This window comes from Roseospira marina (genome assembly GCF_014197855.1).
Classification (GTDB): Bacteria; Pseudomonadota; Alphaproteobacteria; order Rhodospirillales; family Rhodospirillaceae; genus Rhodospira; species Rhodospira marina.
Genome location: NZ_JACIGJ010000003.1, coordinates 278,380 through 295,159, shown reverse-complemented (window position 1 = coordinate 295,159; position 16,780 = coordinate 278,380). Strand labels below are relative to the sequence as shown.

13 protein-coding genes are annotated in these 16,780 nt (G+C 69.3%); 11 read left to right on the top strand and 2 right to left on the bottom strand.

The window, feature by feature from the left end:
- Nucleotides 1-88 precede the first annotated feature (88 nt).
- On the top strand, nt 89-907 hold the full coding sequence (locus tag GGD82_RS05750) for a tetratricopeptide repeat protein (RefSeq protein ID WP_150062352.1): 819 nt from the start codon (nt 89-91) through the stop codon (nt 905-907).
- 170 nt (nt 908-1,077) lie between these two features.
- Nucleotides 1,078-2,631 (top strand): divergent polysaccharide deacetylase family protein, encoded by a 1,554-nt coding sequence (locus GGD82_RS05745; protein ID WP_150062353.1) that lies wholly within the window; start codon nt 1,078-1,080, stop codon nt 2,629-2,631.
- A gap of 63 nt (nt 2,632-2,694) precedes the next feature.
- On the opposite strand, the gene GGD82_RS05740 is transcribed toward GGD82_RS05745, so the two are convergent.
- Nucleotides 2,695-3,417, bottom strand: a complete 723-nt coding sequence (locus tag GGD82_RS05740; protein WP_150062354.1) for an orotate phosphoribosyltransferase — start codon at nt 3,415-3,417, stop codon at nt 2,695-2,697.
- Nucleotides 3,418-3,587: 170 nt separating this feature from the next.
- Here GGD82_RS05740 and GGD82_RS05735 point away from each other — a divergent pair, with 170 nt between their 5' ends.
- From GGD82_RS05735 to GGD82_RS05715, 5 genes are all read left to right on the top strand, one after another.
- Entirely contained in the window at nt 3,588-4,373 is a 786-nt protein-coding gene (locus GGD82_RS05735; protein ID WP_150062355.1) for an enoyl-CoA hydratase/isomerase family protein, read from the top strand.
- 146 nt (nt 4,374-4,519) lie between these two features.
- A complete protein-coding gene (locus GGD82_RS05730; RefSeq protein ID WP_150062356.1) occupies nt 4,520-5,740 on the top strand; it encodes a BtaA family protein in 1,221 nt (406 codons plus the stop codon).
- Between the two features lie 18 nt (nt 5,741-5,758).
- A complete protein-coding gene (locus GGD82_RS05725; protein WP_150062357.1) occupies nt 5,759-6,475 on the top strand; it encodes a class I SAM-dependent methyltransferase in 717 nt (238 codons plus the stop codon).
- Between the two features lie 128 nt (nt 6,476-6,603).
- Nucleotides 6,604-7,509 (top strand): phosphoserine phosphatase SerB, encoded by a 906-nt coding sequence (serB, locus tag GGD82_RS05720; protein WP_150062411.1) that lies wholly within the window; start codon nt 6,604-6,606, stop codon nt 7,507-7,509.
- Nucleotides 7,506-8,963 carry an FAD-binding oxidoreductase gene (locus tag GGD82_RS05715; RefSeq protein WP_150062358.1) on the top strand — a complete coding sequence of 486 codons (1,458 nt, stop codon included), beginning with the start codon at nt 7,506-7,508 and terminating at the stop codon, nt 8,961-8,963. The genes serB and GGD82_RS05715 overlap by 4 nt, the downstream gene beginning before the upstream one ends.
- A 471-nt stretch (nt 8,964-9,434) precedes the next feature.
- On the opposite strand, the gene recG is transcribed toward GGD82_RS05715, so the two are convergent.
- Complete coding sequence (gene recG, locus GGD82_RS05710; RefSeq protein ID WP_150062359.1) at nt 9,435-11,531, bottom strand: ATP-dependent DNA helicase RecG; 2,097 nt, start codon at nt 11,529-11,531, stop codon at nt 9,435-9,437.
- Nucleotides 11,532-11,631: 100 nt separating this feature from the next.
- On the opposite strand from recG, the gene GGD82_RS05705 reads away from it, so the two are divergent.
- The 4 genes from GGD82_RS05705 to GGD82_RS05690 all read left to right on the top strand — a co-directional run bounded on the left by GGD82_RS05705 (nt 11,632) and on the right by GGD82_RS05690 (nt 16,546).
- A complete protein-coding gene (locus GGD82_RS05705) occupies nt 11,632-11,889 on the top strand; it encodes an FAD assembly factor SdhE (RefSeq protein ID WP_150062360.1) in 258 nt (85 codons plus the stop codon).
- 268 nt (nt 11,890-12,157) lie between these two features.
- Nucleotides 12,158-13,336 (top strand): sensor histidine kinase, encoded by a 1,179-nt coding sequence (locus tag GGD82_RS05700; protein WP_150062361.1) that lies wholly within the window; start codon nt 12,158-12,160, stop codon nt 13,334-13,336.
- Nucleotides 13,337-13,476: 140 nt separating this feature from the next.
- Complete coding sequence (gene amt / locus GGD82_RS05695) at nt 13,477-15,411, top strand: ammonium transporter (RefSeq protein ID WP_150062362.1); 1,935 nt, start codon at nt 13,477-13,479, stop codon at nt 15,409-15,411.
- 52 nt (nt 15,412-15,463) lie between these two features.
- Entirely contained in the window at nt 15,464-16,546 is a 1,083-nt protein-coding gene (locus GGD82_RS05690; protein ID WP_150062363.1) for a DMT family transporter, read from the top strand.
- The last annotated feature ends 234 nt before the right edge of the window (nt 16,547-16,780 follow it).

The window sequence follows — 16,780 nt, the reverse complement described above, 5'->3', positions numbered from 1 at the left end:
GCCTCCCACACATAGGGCGAGGAGGGGCCCGTGACGAGAGGGCAACGCGAGCCGTGACGGGCTGCCTCGCGCCGGATTACGATCACGCATGATGTTCCAGACACAACTCGCGCGGCGGCTTTGTGCCGCCCTTCCGTCTGCGGCCCTGTTGCTTTGCCTCGCCGCGGCCGGCCCGACGTGGGCGGCGTCGTTGCCGGTCGAGGACCCGGCGGCCGCCTACGCCCAGTGTATGGCCTTGACGCGCGAGCGGCCGCGCGATGCGTTCGGCGCCGCCGTGGCGTGGGAGGGCCTGGGGGGCGGCGAGGCGGCCCGTCACTGCGCGGCCGTCGCGCTGTTCGAACTGGGAGAATACGACGAGGCGGCCCACCGTCTGGAAACCCTGGCGCAGGAAAGCCGCCAGCCGCTGCCGTTGCGGCTCGATCTGCTCGCGCAGGCGGGGGCGGGCTGGCTGCGCGGCGGCCATCCCGGGCGGGCGGAGGCGGTGCTGGACACGGCCATTGGGCTGGCGGAGCGGCGGGGCGACGGTGTGCCGTCGGTGCTGCCGGGGCTGCTGATCGATCGTGCCACGGCGCGGGCTGACCAGGGGCGCGATCTGGACGCGGCGCGCGATCTGGATCGGGCGCTCGACCTCCAGCCAGGATCGGTGGAGGCCCTGACGCTCCGGGCCAGCGCGTTGCGCCGAACAGGATCGCTGGCCGCCGCGCGGGCCGATGCGGAGGCAGCCCTGGCACGGGATCCCGCGCATGCGGGCGCGTTGCTGGAGTTGGGCAACATCGAACGCCTCAGCGGGGCGGCGGACTCGGCGCGGGCCGCCTGGATGCGGCTGCTTGCGGTGGCGCCGGACGGCCCCGAGGCGGCGGCGGCGCGGGACAATCTGGCCCGGCTGGACGTTGGCGAATCGAACTGACGTCGCGTCCCGTGCCTGCGCCATAAACCCTGCGTATGTCAGGGGCTTGTCTGGCGTTGTTGTCATGACACATGATCCGGCGCGGGTTTTGCCTTGAAGGGATTGGTGCTATATAGGCGGACGTGAACAGGCGGCCCGAACGGGGCGCGCCGATAGGTATTGGGTGGCGTATGGCGACACGCGGACAGGGCTCGGGCGGCACGCGCTCGGGCTCCCGGACACGGGTGAACGGCGGGGAGAAAAGCGGGGCCACGGGCACGAAGGCCGATCCGCGCGGTTCAGGGCGCGCGTCGCAGCGGTCCGTGTCCGGCGCCAAGCCGGCGGTCCGCGCGGCCAAGGGCACGACTCCGGCGCGCGCGGGCAAGGCGGTGGGGATGTCCCGGACGTCGCGCGCGGCCGGCGGAACGCCCCATTGGGCCGTGTCCGGCAATCGGGGCGCGCGGGCGGCCATGACGCGCTCCGGGTCCGGCGGGGTTGCCCGGCGCGCGCTGTTCGGCGGCGCGGCCGTCACCTGCCTCGGTGTGCTGCTCGGTTTGCGCTGGCAGGGGAGCACGGCGTCTCCCACCGTTCCCGTGGCCCAGGCGTCCCCAACCTCGCCGCCGCATCGCATCCGGCCCGGCACGGTGACGGTCGCAGACGTGCCGCCGCCCGAGTCGGTGCGCATCGACCTGCCGATGGCCGAAGGGGCGTCGCCGGACGTGCTGGCGTCGCCGACGGTGGCGCCGCGCGTGGCGGTGCCGGACCGCTCCGTGCTGGCCAGCCTGCCGCCGACGGCGGACTCCTCGATCCTGGAGTCTCGGGCGCCCGCCCTCACGGGTTCGAACCGGGCGACACCGTCGGCCGAGTCCCTGCCGCCGGAGCCGGACGCGGTCGCGGCCCTCGCGCCGGTTCCTGCGCCGGGGCCGAAGCCGGAAGAGGGCCACCATCAGCGGCCGGTCCAGGTGGCGCTGACGACGCGGCCCCCGGTGCTCGCGCCGCCGAGCGTCCCGGCCGCCCCGGGCGCGCCGTTGTGGCTGGCCAACGCACTCAACGTCGCCCATCCGGGCCAGCGCCCGATGATCAGCGTGGTGATCGACGATCTCGGCCTTGACCGGGGCCGCACGCGCCAGGTTCTCGCGCTGCCCGGGCCGTTGACGCTGTCCTTCATGGCGTATGCGGGGGATTTGTCGGCGCAAACCGCCGCCGGGCGGGCGCAGGGGCACGAGCTGATGCTGCACATGCCCATGCAGCCGGGCAGCGCCACCGTCGATCCCGGGCCGGGCGCCCTGCTGGTCGATCTGCCGGCGGCGGAGAACCGGCGCCGGCTGGAGCGTGCGCTGACGGCGTTCTCCGGTTATATCGGGCTGAACAACCACATGGGTTCGCGCTACACCGCCAACACGGCGGGCATGCGGGTGGTGATGGACGTGGCCCGCCGCCGCGAACTGCTGTTCCTGGACAGCCGCACCACCGGATCGTCGGTCGCGCCGCGTCTGGCGCTGTCCGCCGGGGTGCCGTTCCTGGAGCGGGCGGTGTTCATCGACCACATCCCCGGACGCGGTCCGGCGGACAAGGCGCTGGCGGAACTGGAGCGCGTGGCGGCCCGCCACGGCCATGCGGTCGCCATCGGCCATCCGCGTGATGCGACCATCGCGGCGCTGTCGGACTGGATCGAGCCGGCGCGGACGCGCGGCTTTGCCCTGGTGCCGGCCAGCGCCATCGCCCGCTTCGCCCGGAACGTTTAGGGCGGATCGCTCCTGAAAGGGAGTGGTTCGCATCAGGAGCGGCCGCCTTCACCGTGGTGTGATTTAGGCGCCCGCGCCCCGCCCGCCGTTGCGCTCCGACCAGCCGACCGGATCGTGCAGGAAGTCGCGCACGCCCTCGATGGCGGCGTGGGGGAAGGCGTGCTGTGCTTCCGCCTCCTCCAGCACGTCCCACCAGGTGGCCAGGAAGTGCAGGGTGACGCCGGCCTCTTCCAGGGACTTCAGGGCGCCCGGGAACACGCCGTAGAAGAACACCACGAAGGCATGGGACACGTCGGCCCCGGCGCTGCGCAGCGCGTCACAGAATGTCAGCTTGGAGCCGCCGTCGGTGGCCAGATCCTCGACCAGCAGCACCCGCGCGCCTTCCTTGAACGTGCCCTCGATCTGGGCCATGCGGCCGAAGCCCTTCGGCTTTTTGCGCACGTACAGCATGGGCAGGTCGAGCGCATCCGACAGCCACGCGCCGTAGGGGATGCCGGCGGTTTCGCCGCCCGCGACGGCGTCGAACACCTCGAACCCGGCGTCCCGCTCCAGCTGGTCCTTGGCCAGCGCGATGATGCGCCGACGCGCCCGCGGGAACGAGATCAGGCGGCGGCAATCGATATAGACCGGGCTGGCCCAGCCGGCGGTCAGCGTGTACGGCTCCTGCGGCCGGAAGTTGACCGCGCCCGTTTCCAGCAGGATGCGCGCGATCAAACGGCCCGCGTCCTTGTGTCGGGTCTGCCGAGTGTCTTGAAGGGAAGGGGCGGGGGAGGCGGCGGCGCTCATGCGCGATGCTCCGGGCTGGAGGGTGGGGGAGGGGGTCGAGGTTGGATTTTGGGGGCGGAATGACGGGAATTCTACGTCGATTGCCCCTTGTTTAGCGGCTATAAGGGCGCGATCGCAATTCTCCCGTGGCCCGACCCGAGGGGGGGGCCGTTCACCGCAGGGAATGTCTCATGTCCGCCCATGCCATTCTGACCAGTCGCTCCGACTCCGGACTCGTCGCCACCGTCACCCTGAACAAGCCGGACAAGCTGAATGCACTCGACCTGCCGATGTGGCAGGGCCTGGCTGAGACGTTCGAGGCGCTGGGCGAGGATGCGGGGTTGCGCACGGTGGTTCTTCAGGGCGCCGGCAAAGCGTTCGCGGCCGGGGCGGACATCGGGGAGTTCGATACCGTGCGCGCCACCGCGCGGCAGGCCAAGGAGTATGACGTGGTTATGCGCCGCGCTCTAAGGGCCGTGCGCGAATGCCCGGCTCCGGTGGTCGCGCGCATCGATGGCGCCTGTGTGGGCGGGGGCCTGGAACTGGCCGCTCAGGCCGACCTGCGGGTGGCGACGACGCGCTCGCGCTTTGGCGTGCCCATCTCCCGCATTTCGGTGGTGATGGCCTATCCGGAGATCGAGGGCATTCAGCGTCTGATCGGGGCCGCCCGGACCGCCGAGATCCTGCTGGAGGGCAAGATCCACGATGCCGCCTGGGCGTATCAGGCCGGCTTGATCAACTACGCCGTGGAGCCGGAGGCGCTTGACGAGACGATGACCGGGGTCATCGACCGTATCGGTCAGGGCGCGCCGCTGGTCGCCCGGTGGCACAAGCGGTTCATCCGGCGGCTCGTCACCCCGCACCCGGTCTCGCCCAGCGAACTGGACGAGTGTTACGATTTCTTGTCGACCGCCGACTACGTCGAGGGCGTCAACGCCTTCAAATCCAAGAGAAAGCCGACGTTCAAAGCCCAATAGGCGTGGTGCGTCGGCGGCGACAGGAATCCGGTTTCGCCGCCGTTCGAAAGACAGTAGGATGCGCCGCCCACCGACCCGCCCCCGCCGTCCCGGCGCGGGGCCGGTCCCTGATCTTGCGCCCCTGACCCGTGTGGAACCCCGTCGCCATGAAGAAGAACGCCCTGCTCAACGCCGCTGTCCACAACAGCCGGCCGATATCGAAGGATGGGGCGCTCGAACGGCTGTTCACCCTGATGTTCCGGGGCTTCGTCTACCCGCAGATCTGGGAGGACCCGGAGGTCGACCTGGACGCGCTGGAGCTGACGGCCGACAAGCGTATTGTGACCATCGCGTCCGGCGGCTGCAACGTTCTGAACTACCTGACCGAAAGCCCGGCGCGCATCGACGCGGTGGATCTCAATCCGGCGCATGTGGCGCTGAGCCGGCTGAAGCTGGCGGCCCTGACCCACTTCCCGGATCACGAAACCTATTTCCGCTTCTTCGGTCACGCGGACGAGCGGGGCAACCGCCGCGCCTTCGTCCGCTACCTGCTGCCGCACCTCGACGAGCACACCCGCCGTTACTGGACGGCGTGGACGCCGCTGCACGGCCGGCGCATCAATTACTTCACCAAGAACATCTACAAGTTCGGGCTGCTGGGCCGGTTCATCGGGTCGGTGCACACGATTGCCCGCATCCACGGCATGAACCCGCGCGTTCTGCTGGCCGTGCGCACGCCGGAGGAACAGCGCGCCATCTTTGACGCGACCATCTCGCCGCTGTTCGAGAAGAAGCTGGTGCGCGCCCTGTGCGGTATGCCGGTCACTCTGTACGGCCTGGGCATTCCGCCGGCGCAGTTCCAGTCCCTGATGGCGGCGTCCAACGGCGATATCTCCAAGCTGCTGCGCGATCGGTTGGAGCGGCTGGCCTGCGACTATCCGATCGAAGAGAACTATTTCGCCTGGCAGGCGTTCGGGCGCGGCTATGACCGCCACTATCGCAAGGCCGTGCCGCGCTATCTCCGCCGCGAGAACTACGAGCTGCTGCGCGATCTGTCGGAGCGGGTGACGATCCATCATGCCTCCATGACCGACTGGCTGTCGAACCAGCCGGCGGAAAGCCTGGACGGCTACGTCCTGCTCGACGCACAGGACTGGATGAACGAGCGTCAGATGAACGCCCTGTGGGCGCAGATCGTACGGACGGCCAAGCCGGGCGCGCGCGTCATCTTCCGCACCGCCGGCGAGGACAGTCCACTCAACGGCAAGCTGACGCCGGATCTGCTGTCGGTGTGGGACCACGACGTGGAGGACTGCCGGGAGCGGTCGCGCCACGACCGGGCGTCGATCTACGGCGGCTTCCATCTGTACATCCGCCGCCCGAACTGATCGGGAGCGCGCAAACCGATGGATGCCCGCGACCTGATGGACCGGATTTACCGGCAGCAGCGGCATATTTACGACCTGACCCGGAAGTACTACCTGCTCGGACGGGACGAACTGATCGCCGATCTCGGCGCGGCCCAGGGCGAGACGGTGTGCGAGGTCGGGTGCGGCACGGCCCGCAATCTCGTCAAGATGGCCCGGGCGTGGTCGCGCGCCGACCTGATGGGGCTCGACGCCAGCACCGAGATGCTGAAGACGGCTCGGGGTAAACTGGCCCGCGCTGAGTTGGCGGACGAGGTGCCGGTGGCTCACGCGCTGGCGCAGGACTTCGACCCGGTGGCCCTGTTCGGCCTGACCCGGCCGCTGGATCACATCGTGTTTTCCTACAGCCTCTCGATGATCCCGCCCTGGCGCGAATCGATCGATCACGCGCTGGATCTGGTGCGGCCGGGTGGGCGCATCCACATCGTCGATTTCGGCGATCAGGCGGGCCTGCCGCGCTGGTTCCGGTCGGTGCTGTACTGGTGGCTCGGGCTGTTTCACGTCCAGTTCCGGCCGGAGCTGATCGCCTATCTCCGGGAGATCGACGCGGAAGGGCGCGCCCATGTCGCGCTGAAGCCGCTGTACCGGGGCTATGCCTTCTCGGCCGTGCTGACGCGGCCCGAGGCGGTGGCGTCCGGCCGCGTGACGGTTCGACACCCCACCACCGCGTTGCCATCGACCCCGGTTCCGGGCTAAAGGTCGCCGGCCTGCACGTGAGCCGACCATCGGAGCCGCCATTCATGGATACCCCGTCCGCGTCCGCCTCCGCGCCGCGTTCCGTTGTCATGCCGGGTGACGACGATCCGTCTCCCGGTGCGCGGGGGTTGGACGGTGTCCTGACGCTGGTCGCCGCCGCCGGCAGTGACGCCTTGACGCCGGCTGCTGTGGACAGCGTGCGCGCCGCCCTGGAGCGGCTGGGGGCGGAGGGCGACCGCGCCCGCTGGCTGGCGGAGGGCGAGGCCTGCGACATCGCGTTCGCCGGGTTGGCGCCCGAACAGGCGGACGGCGCGGCCCGTATTGCGCTGGGCGACCGCCCCGTGGACACCATCGCGCAGCGGCTGGATGCTGATCGCGTCAAGGCGCTGCTGATCGCCGACATGGACTCCACGATGGTGACGTCGGAGACGCTCGACGATCTGGCCGCCCACGCCGGCCTGCGCGACGCCATCGCCAGCATTACCGCGCGCGCCATGAATGGGGAGTTGGACTTTGCCGCGGCGTTGCGGGAGCGCGTCGGCATGCTGGCGGGGCTGCCTGAGTCCGCGTTGGCCGAGACCTGGGCGCACACCCGCCTGACGCCCGGCGCGCAAACCTTGGTCGCGACCATGAAGGCGAACGGGGCGCGCTGTCTGCTGGTCTCGGGCGGGTTCCGCTATTTCACCGGCAAGGTTCTGGACCTCTGCGGCTTCGACGACCATGTGTCGAACGATATGGAAATCGTGGACGGCCACCTGACCGGCCGCGTGATCGAGCCCGTGCGCGACCGCCAGACCAAGCTGGCCACGCTGATGGCCGAGGCCGGGAGGCTGGGGCTGCCGATGGGGCGGACCCTCGCGGTCGGCGACGGCGCCAACGACATTCCGATGTTGCACGCGGCGGGGCTGGGCGTGGCGTTCCGGCCGCGGCCCGCCGTGGCCGAAGTGGCGCGGGTCGTCGTGCGTCATGGCGACCTGACCGCGCTGTTGTATGCCCAGGGCATTGCCCGCGACCAGTTCAGGGAGTCCGCATGACCGTTCCCACCACCGCGCCGGCCGAGGCCAACACCGATTCGCTGATCGCCCGTTTCGTCGAGATCGTGGGCGACAAGGCCGTCCTGGCCACGCCCGAGGCGATGGCCAGCCACATGGTGGAACCGCGCGGCCTGTTTCACGGTCGCGCCCGCGCCGTCGTCAAGCCCGCCACGACCGAGGAAACCGCCGCCGTCGTCGCCGCCTGTCACGCCGCTGGTGTGCCGGTGGTGCCCCAGGGCGGCAACACGGGTCTGGTGGGCGGCAATGTCCCGTTCGAGCACGGCGGCGAGGTGGTGATCTCGACCGCGCGCATGCGGCGGATCCGGCATCTGGATCCGGTGAACCTGACCGTGACCGTCGAGGCGGGTGTGATCCTGGCGGACCTGCAAGCGGAGGCCGAGGCGGCCGACTGCCTGTTCCCGGTCAGCCTTGCCGCCGAGGGCTCCTGCCAGATCGGCGGCAACATCGCCTCGAACGCCGGGGGCACGGGGGTGCTTCGCTACGGCAACACGCGCGAGCAGGTGCTTGGGCTGGAGGTCGTGCTGCCGGACGGGCGTATCTGGAACGGCCTGCGCCGCCTGGGCAAGGACAACGCGGGTTACGCACTGCGCCACCTGTTCATCGGGTCCGAGGGCACGCTTGGCCTGGTGACGGCGGCGACGCTGCGGCTGTACCCGAAGCCGGTGGCGACCGCCACGGCGTTCTGCGGCCTGTCCAGCCTGGACAACGTCACCGCCCTGCTGCGCCACGCCCGCGCCTGGTCCGGCGACGGCGTGACCGCGTTCGAGTTCATGCCCCGGTTCGGGATCGAGATCACCTGTCGGCACATGCCCGGCTGCGCCGATCCGCTGGAGGCGCCTTGGCCCTGGTATGTGCTGATCGAACTGTCGAGCGCGCGGCCCGGCGCCGGGGACGCGGGCGGGGTCCGCGATGACCTGGAGGGGCTGCTCGGCGAGGCGTTCGAGCGCGGACTGGTCGACGATGCCGTGCTGGCCGAAAGCCTGGACCAGCGCGACGCCCTGTGGCGCCTGCGTGAATCCATGAGCGAGGCGCAGGGCTTCGAGGGCGGGTCCATCAAGCACGACGTGTCGCTGCCGGTCTCGGACATTCCGGCGTTCATCGCCCGCGCCAATCAGGCCGTGACCGAAGCCATGCCGGGCCTGCGGCCCTGTCCGTTCGGGCATCTGGGCGACGGCAACGTGCACTACAACCTGACCCAGCCCGAGGGGATGGACAAAGCGGCCTACCTCGACCAGTGGGACGCCATGAACCGGATCGTGCACGACATCGTGACGGAGATGGACGGCTCCATCGCCGCCGAGCATGGCGTGGGCCGGATCAAGGTGGGCGAGCTGGCCCGCCTGAAGAGCCCGGTGGAACTCGACATGATGCGGGCGGTCAAGCGGGCCATCGACCCGGACGGCCGCTTCAATCCCGGCAAAGTCCTGCCGTAGCAGGCGCGGCGGTCCCCTTCGCACGTCCGAGAGCGACGCTCGGTGTCTCCGGCGCGGTGTCACCGTGTCGGCGCGCTGGCGCCTGGCCGAGTCATCGATCGCACCCGAAGCGCGCGAGGCATGCGTTCAACACAATCGGCGGAGATCAACACGTGAATCGAATGTTCCGCTCAATATTTTTAGTGTTGGGCGTGGTTCAAGAGCACTCTCATCCGAATGGAGGAGGGGCGTCGATATCGGCTCATTGGTGAGTTGAGGCCGAAACGTTCTTTTTTTGTACGTTTATTGACCCATCCTTTTGGCCTATTAAAAAGTTGGTGTTGCTCTGGTGAGCGGCACATTAAAGCGTACACCTACGTTTTCTTACGCCGGTGTGCTGGGTTGGTTCCCGGTGTCGCCGGATGTGGTGGCAGGATAGGGGGGCCGGGTGTGGGCACCGGATCGGGCGCGATCGGTAGGGCGGCGCGCCGGTCAACCCGACCGGACCGTCCGCACCGCCGCGTCCCGCTCGAACAGGTACAGCAGCACCCGCAGGGCCTGACCGCGCGGGGTCGTCAGGTCCGGGTCGCGCTCCAGGATCAGGCGGGCGTCGGCGCTCGCGGTGTCCAGCAGGTCGGCGTGCGCCGCCAGATCGGCAAGCCGGAAGTTCGGCAGGCCGCTCTGGCGGGTGCCCAGAACTTCCCCGGCGCCACGCAGGCGCAGGTCCTCCTCGGCGATGACGAAGCCGTCTTCCGTGGTGCGGATCACCTGCAGGCGGTCCCGGGCGATCTCCCCCAGCGGCCCCTGATAGAGCAACAGGCAGGTGGACTTCGCCGAGCCGCGCCCGATGCGGCCGCGCAACTGGTGCAACTGTGCCAGCCCGAACCGCTCGGCGTGCTCGATCACCATCACCGTCGCGGCCGGCACGTTCACCCCCACCTCGATCACCGTGGTGGCGACCAGCACGTCGACGCCCTCGCCGGCGAAGCGCTCCATGACGGCGTCTTTCTCGGCCGCCTTCATGCGCCCGTGCACCAGACCGACGCGCCCGCCCAGGATCTGGCGGAGGTCCTCATACCGGCCCTCGGCCGCCGCGACGTCGTCGGTTTCGGATTCGGCGACCAGCGGGCAGACCCAATAGACCTTGTTGCCGGCCGCGATGGCGCGCTGGATGGCCGCGATGACGTCGGGCAGGCGCTGGGTCGGCAGCACCACGGTCTCGATCGGCTGGCGCCCCGGCGGCTTCTCGTCCAGGCGCGAGATGTCCATGTCGCCGTAGTGCGTCAGCGTCAGGGTGCGCGGGATCGGCGTGGCCGTCATCACCAACACGTCCGCGTCCGGCCCTTTGCTGGACAGGCCAAGGCGCTGGTCCACGCCGAAGCGGTGCTGCTCGTCGATGACCACCAGTCCCAGGTCGCGGAACCGCACGTCGTCCTGAAACAGTGCATGGGTGCCGACGATGACGCGGATGGTGCCGGCCTCCAGCGCGGCCAGGGTCTCCTCGCGCGGCTTGCCCTTGTCGCGTCCCGTCAGCAGGGCGATTCGGACGCCGATGGCCTCCGCGAGCGGGGTGAGGGTCTCCATGTGCTGGCGGGCCAGGATCTCCGTCGGCGCCATCAGGGCCGCCTGGGCGCCGGTTTCCAGCGCGATCAGCATGGCCAGCCACGCCACCACGGTCTTGCCGCTGCCCACGTCGCCCTGAAGCAGCCGCAGCATGCGCGAGGGGCGGGCCATGTCGGCGGCGATCTCGTCCAACGCCGTGCTCTGCGCGCGAGTCAGGGCGAACGGCAGGCCCGCCAGCGCGGCGGCGCGCATCGCGCCGTCCCCCTCGCGTGGGCGGCCCGGCCGGGCGCGCATCTTGGCGCGCGCGATCGACAGGGCGAGCTGGGTGGCCAGAAGCTCGTCGTAGGCCAGCCGTTGTCGCGCCGGGGACAGCGGCGACACCGCGTCGTCGTCCGCGGGCTCATGGGCGGCGCGCAGGGCATCGCCCCAGGTGGGCCAGCCACGCCGCGCCACCAGGGTCGGGTCGAGCCACTCGGGCGCGCCCTGGGCGACCTTGAGCCCGGCCGCCAGCGCCGCCAGCACGATCTTGCGCAGCACGCGCGGGGCCAGCCCCTGCGTCATTGGATAGACCGGTTCGATGGTCTGGATCGAGGCCAGCTCCGACAGCGGCACCACATGGTCCGGGTGCGCCATCTGCGGCAGGTCGTTGAACACCTCGATCCGGCCGCTGACGGCGCGCTGCTCTCCCGGGGGCAGCAGCTTCATCATGTAGTCTCGGCCCGCGCGGAAGTAGACCAGCGTCAGCGTGCCGGTCGCGTCGGACGCCGCCACGCGGTAGGGCGCCCGGCTGCCCGGCGGGGGCGCCCGGTGCTCGTCGACGGTCAGGACCAGGGTGGCCACCTTGCCCGGGATCGCCTCCGCCACCGTGGGGCGGTAGCGCCGGTCGATGACGCCGGTCGGCAGGTGCCAGAGCACATCCACGACCTTCGGCCCGGCCAATTTGTGGACCAGGGGGGCAACGCGGGATCCGACCCCCTTGAGGGAGTCGACGGGCTGGAACAGGGGGTAGAGCAGTTCGGGGCGCATGGCGGAGGGCGGAACCGGTCGGTGTGCTGACAGGGGCGTTTGGATCTCGTATAACACGGGCCGCAGGGATGCGCCGTCATCCTACCGCCTGGAGCACTCCATGGACGATCGCCGTAAACGTATTCTCTACCGCGCCAAGCTGCGCGGCATGAAGGAGACCGACCTGATCCTGGGTGGTTTCGCCGAGGAGTTCCTGGCCGATCTGAGCCCGTCCGAACTCGATCAGTTCGAAACGCTGCTTGAAGAACCGGACGCCAACATCATGGACTGGCTGTTCGACCGCACGCCCGTACCGGCGGCCTATGACACGCCGATCATGGCGCGCCTGAAGGCCTACCGGCTGATGCCGCCCGTCTGATCCGATCGGTCCGCGCCGGTCGCTTCGAGCGGTGTCCCGGCGTGCCGTGTCCTCTGTCTCCTCCGTCTCCTCCAAAGGGATACATCCCTTGGAACGGGTGTCGCGCGATCGAATCGCGGGCAAAAGCGTAATCCCCTCTAGCCGTGTGTGTATTGCTTCAGGCATGCTGAACAATGCCGGTTCGGGATGGCGGTGCCACCCGGACTAAGGCGTTGGTTTGGCTGGCCTTGGTCGTGCGTGTGTGCGCCGGGCGGAAAGGGGAGACGCCATGGCGGCGGACGGTATGGATGCGGTTTCGGTGCAGACACGGTGGGACGCCCTGACCCTGTTGGACGCCCTCGGCGTACCCGTCTACATCAAGGACACGGATCTGCGGTTTACGGCCAGCAACGTCCGCCATGCCGCGCGGGTGCTCGGCCGGTCCCGGATGGATGTCGTGGGGCGCATGGCCTCGGAAATCATCGGGGTCACCGCGCTGGTCGATGAGGACCACGACCGCGCTCTGTTGGCGGAGGCCGAGACAGGCTCGGCCGATCCCTGCACGCGCGACATGGCGGTTTCGTATGCGGACGGCACGCGCGGACACGCGCGCGTCATCAAGACCGTCATGCGCGACGAGGTCACCGGCATCGTGACCGGGCTGACCGGCATGCTCGTCGATACCACGGCGGATCAAGCGCAGGTCGCGGCCCTGAGCCGCGCGGCGGCGCACGCCGAGCATGCCAGCGCGGAAAAAGACCGGTTCCTGGGCGCGATGAGCCAGCAACTCCGGACACCGCTGAACACCATCATCGAATCCGCCGAGGCGCTCGGTCAGGGGGCGGCGGGGCGCCTCACCCCCGGACAGCGCGACGTCGCAAACGGGATCGTCGCGGCGGGGCGCCATATGGAAGCAGTGTTCGCCGTGGTGCCCGACATCGCGCGGCCCGCCGCGTCCGGTCACCGGGGGGCACGGGGGCGCGTGGACCTGCGTGCCCTCGCTGCCGACGTGATCCAGCGCGCACTGCCGGACGCGACGGCCGCCGGCGTGACGCTCGGGTTTCAGGTCGATGAGGCGCTGACGGGGCGTTCCCTGCGCGCGGACGGCGCCGCCATCCGGCACATTCTGCACAATCTGATCGCCAACGCCCTGGCCTTTACCGCGGCGGGCGGTCGGGTCGACCTGTCCCTGCGGCTGGATCGGGAGCGCTTGCTGCTGCAGGTCGGGGATACCGGGGGCGGGGGCGCGGCGGCCGGCCGTATCCGCCGCATGCTGATACCGTCCGCCAGCCGGGAGGGGAGCGCTGCCGGCGAATCGCATGACGCCGGCGTCGGGCTGACGATCGTGAAGACGCTGGTGGGTGCGCTGGGCGGTGTCTTCGATCTGCACAGCGTGCCGGGGCGCGGCACCACGGCAACCGTACGGTTGGCGGCCAGCCGGCTTGGACCCGGTCCGACGGTGGGGTGATATCCGTTTTTAGAGTGTTCTGTAAACGATACAAATATGCGTATTGTCACAGTCCATGTGTCTAGGTTGACATTCCGCGATGGGAGGCGCCCTTTTTTGGGCACGCGCCTTCTGCTGCCACTTTGTAAGGCAGTTTATCCATGTCCGACCAACACATGATCTGGCTTGCGCTGTCCACGTTCCTGGTGCTGCTCATGCAGGCCGGGTTCACGTGCTACGAGGCGGGCATGGTCCGCCGCAAGAACTCTGTGAACGTGGCGATCAAGAACGTCGCCGACCTGGGCACCACGATCGTGTTCTTCATGCTCATCGGCAACGGTCTGATGTTCGGGGCCAGTTGGTTCGGACTGCTTGGTCACGGGGCCTCGGTCATGGTGACCGGTAACGCCTCCGAACTGCTGGTGGCGCTGTTTCAGGCCATGTTCTGCGGCACCGCGATCACCATCGTGTCCGGCGCGGTGTCGGAGAGAACCAGTTTCGGTGGTTATCTTCTGTTGGCCATCTGCATGAGTGTGCTGGTCTATCCCGTCAGCGGCCACTGGGCCTGGGGCCAGGGCGGATGGCTGGCGGAGCTGGGCTTCCTGGACTTTGCGGGCAGCACCGTGGTGCATGCCGTGGGGGGCGCCATCGCGCTGGCGGCGGTGTTGCACATTGGGCCGCGCCTCGGGCGGTTTGACGGCACCCGTCCGAGCGGCACCATCGATGGTGACAACCTCGCGCTCTCCGCCCTGGGCGCCTTTCTGCTGATGTTCGGCTGGTTCGGATTCAACAGCGGCGCGGCCAAGGACTTTGAGCATCAGGTGCCGCTGATCCTGGTCAACACGGGCGTCGGCGCGGCGGTCGGCATTGTCGCCGTCCTGGCCTGGGCCATGCTGTGGCGGCGCAAACCGAAAGCCACCGAAATCCTCACCGGTATGCTGGGCGGACTGGTGTCGATCACCGCCGGGTGTTCGGTGGTGCAGCCCCTCGGCGCGATGGCGATCGGCGCCATGGGGGCCCTGGTGGCCGTCTGGGGGCTGGGGGTGCTGGAGCGCGTTGGCATCGACGACCCGGTCGGCGCCATTCCGGTTCACCTGTTCGCTGGCGTCCTCGGTACCGTGATGTTGCCGCTGTTCGCCACGCCGGAGCATATTCCGCCTGTCTTGGGCGGACGGTTGGCGTGGGTGGCCGTGCAGATGCTGGGCGCGGTGGTCATTCCGGTGTTCGCGTTTGTGGTCGCCTGGGTGTTCATGGCGGTGACGAGCGTCTGGATCGCCTACCGGGTTTCGCCCGAGGACGAACGCATCGGGCTGAACGTGGCGGAGCACGGCGCCGGCACGGCCATGCTCGATCTTCTGAACCAGCTGTCGCAGCAGGGCGCCATGGGGGATTTCTCGACCCCGGTGGAGGTGGACGAGGAAACCGACGCGGCGCATGTGGCCTGGTTCTACAATCAGGTGCGCGAACGCTTCGTGCGGGAGTCCGAGCGCAGCCGCAAGCTGCTCGACGAGGCCGCCTACCTTGCCCTCCACGATCCCCTGACCGGGCTCAAGAACCGCCGGGCGTTCATGCTGTCGGCGAGCGACTACATGGCGGACCTGAACCGGTACAGCGGCGACGCGGCCTTGATCATGCTGGACCTCGATCATTTCAAGGCGATCAACGACACCCATGGCCACGACGTCGGGGACGAAGTCCTGATCGAGGTCGCCCGGCGGCTGCACCATGTGGTGCGGGAGACGGACGCGGTCGCCCGGCTCGGCGGCGAGGAGTTCGCCGTCATTGTGTCGCATGCGACGGTGACGGAAGGGATGGTCGCCGCGCGGCGGATCCTGGCTGCGATCAACCGGGAACCCTTCGCGACCGCGACCGGTCCGCTGCCCGTGACGGCGAGTCTTGGCCTGACGGCCATGGCGCGGCACGCGGCCTTCGACGACGCCTTGAAGGCGGCCGACGACGCCCTGTATGAGGCGAAGCGGACGGGACGCAACCGGATGGCCCTGGCGGTCGGCGACCGCCCGGACATCGCGGGGACCGTGGCGTCGGAGGATCGGGACCGTACGGGCGCGCTGTCCTCGCAGGCGCGGCCCGCCTGACGACGGACCGGGACGCGCGCGCTGTCCGCACATCTGATTATGCGCGCACTGCATGGCAGCCCTGATGCGCAGCGCGTCGCTTTCGGGCCGCGCCGAGGAAGGAACCCGTTACTCTAATCGACTGCACACCAACGTTCGCCGCATACGCTGCGCGTTCCTCGCGAAAGGTCAACCCGTGCCGCCTGCCGTTGCCTCCTGGTGGCGGGCATTGTCCGGCAATGCCCGCGGGAGCCTGTTCATGCTGCTCAGCGCCTTCTGCTTCTCGGTCATGAACGGCATGATCAAGATGGCCGGGATGGAGCTGCACACCTTCCAGATCGTCTTTTTCCGCTGCCTGTTCGGCCTTATGGCCCTGCTTCCGTTCATTCGCCGCGAGGGGCTGGCGATCTATTGCACCCGACGGCCGGGGCTCCACGCCCTGCGGGTCGCGATCGGTATCCTGGCCATGTTCTGCCTGTTTCAGGCCATCACGCACATGGATCTGGCGACGGCGGTGTCGATCACCTATGCCCGCCCGATGTTCATGATTCTGCTGGCCATTCTGATCCTGGGCGAGGTGGTGCGGTGGCGGCGCGGGCTGGCGACCGCGGTGGGCTTTGCCGGTGTGCTGATCGTCATGCGGCCCGATACGGCCGCGCTGGACCTCAACGCCCTGACCGCGCTGGCGTCGGCCGCCCTGGTCGCGACGGCCATGACGCTGGTCAAGCTGCTGTCCCGGACCGAGCGGCCCTTGACCATTCTGATGTGGTTCGTGACCGGGGCCGTGGTCATCACGCTTGGTCCCGCGCTCTGGGTCTGGCAGTGGCCGGAGCCGCTGACCTGGGTCGTCCTGGTCGCCATCGGTGGGACGGCCAGCCTGGGCCAGTTCCTGGCGGTCAGCGCCTACCGGGAGGGCGAGGCCACGCTGGTCACGCCCTTCGACTACAGCCAGATCGTGTGGGCGACCCTGATCGGGATCCTGGCGTTCGGGGAACTGCCCGACGTCTGGACCTTCGTGGGGGCGGGGATCATCATCGTCTCGGCCCTGTATATCCTGTACCGCGAGGCGCAGCTCGGCCGCGTGGCGGCACAGAACGATGGGGCCCTGCCGGCGCCCGGCACCCACGTGGTGTCCGACCCCGAGCGACGGCGGTAGGGGCCCGCCCGAACCGAAACCCGATGGTTTCCATTGGTCGGAAACCGAGCGGGCGTGGGCCGCCAACGCCGCATTGTCCGACCCCGCAACACAGTCTATACTCCTCTCTCGTCAAGACGGACTTACCATCCGGACAACCGATGCGTTAAGGACGGTGTGTGGGCGGTCCGGCGTTTCGACGATCCGCGCCCGGATACACCCGATCCGGGTCACGCGCACGACCAAACGGGACGG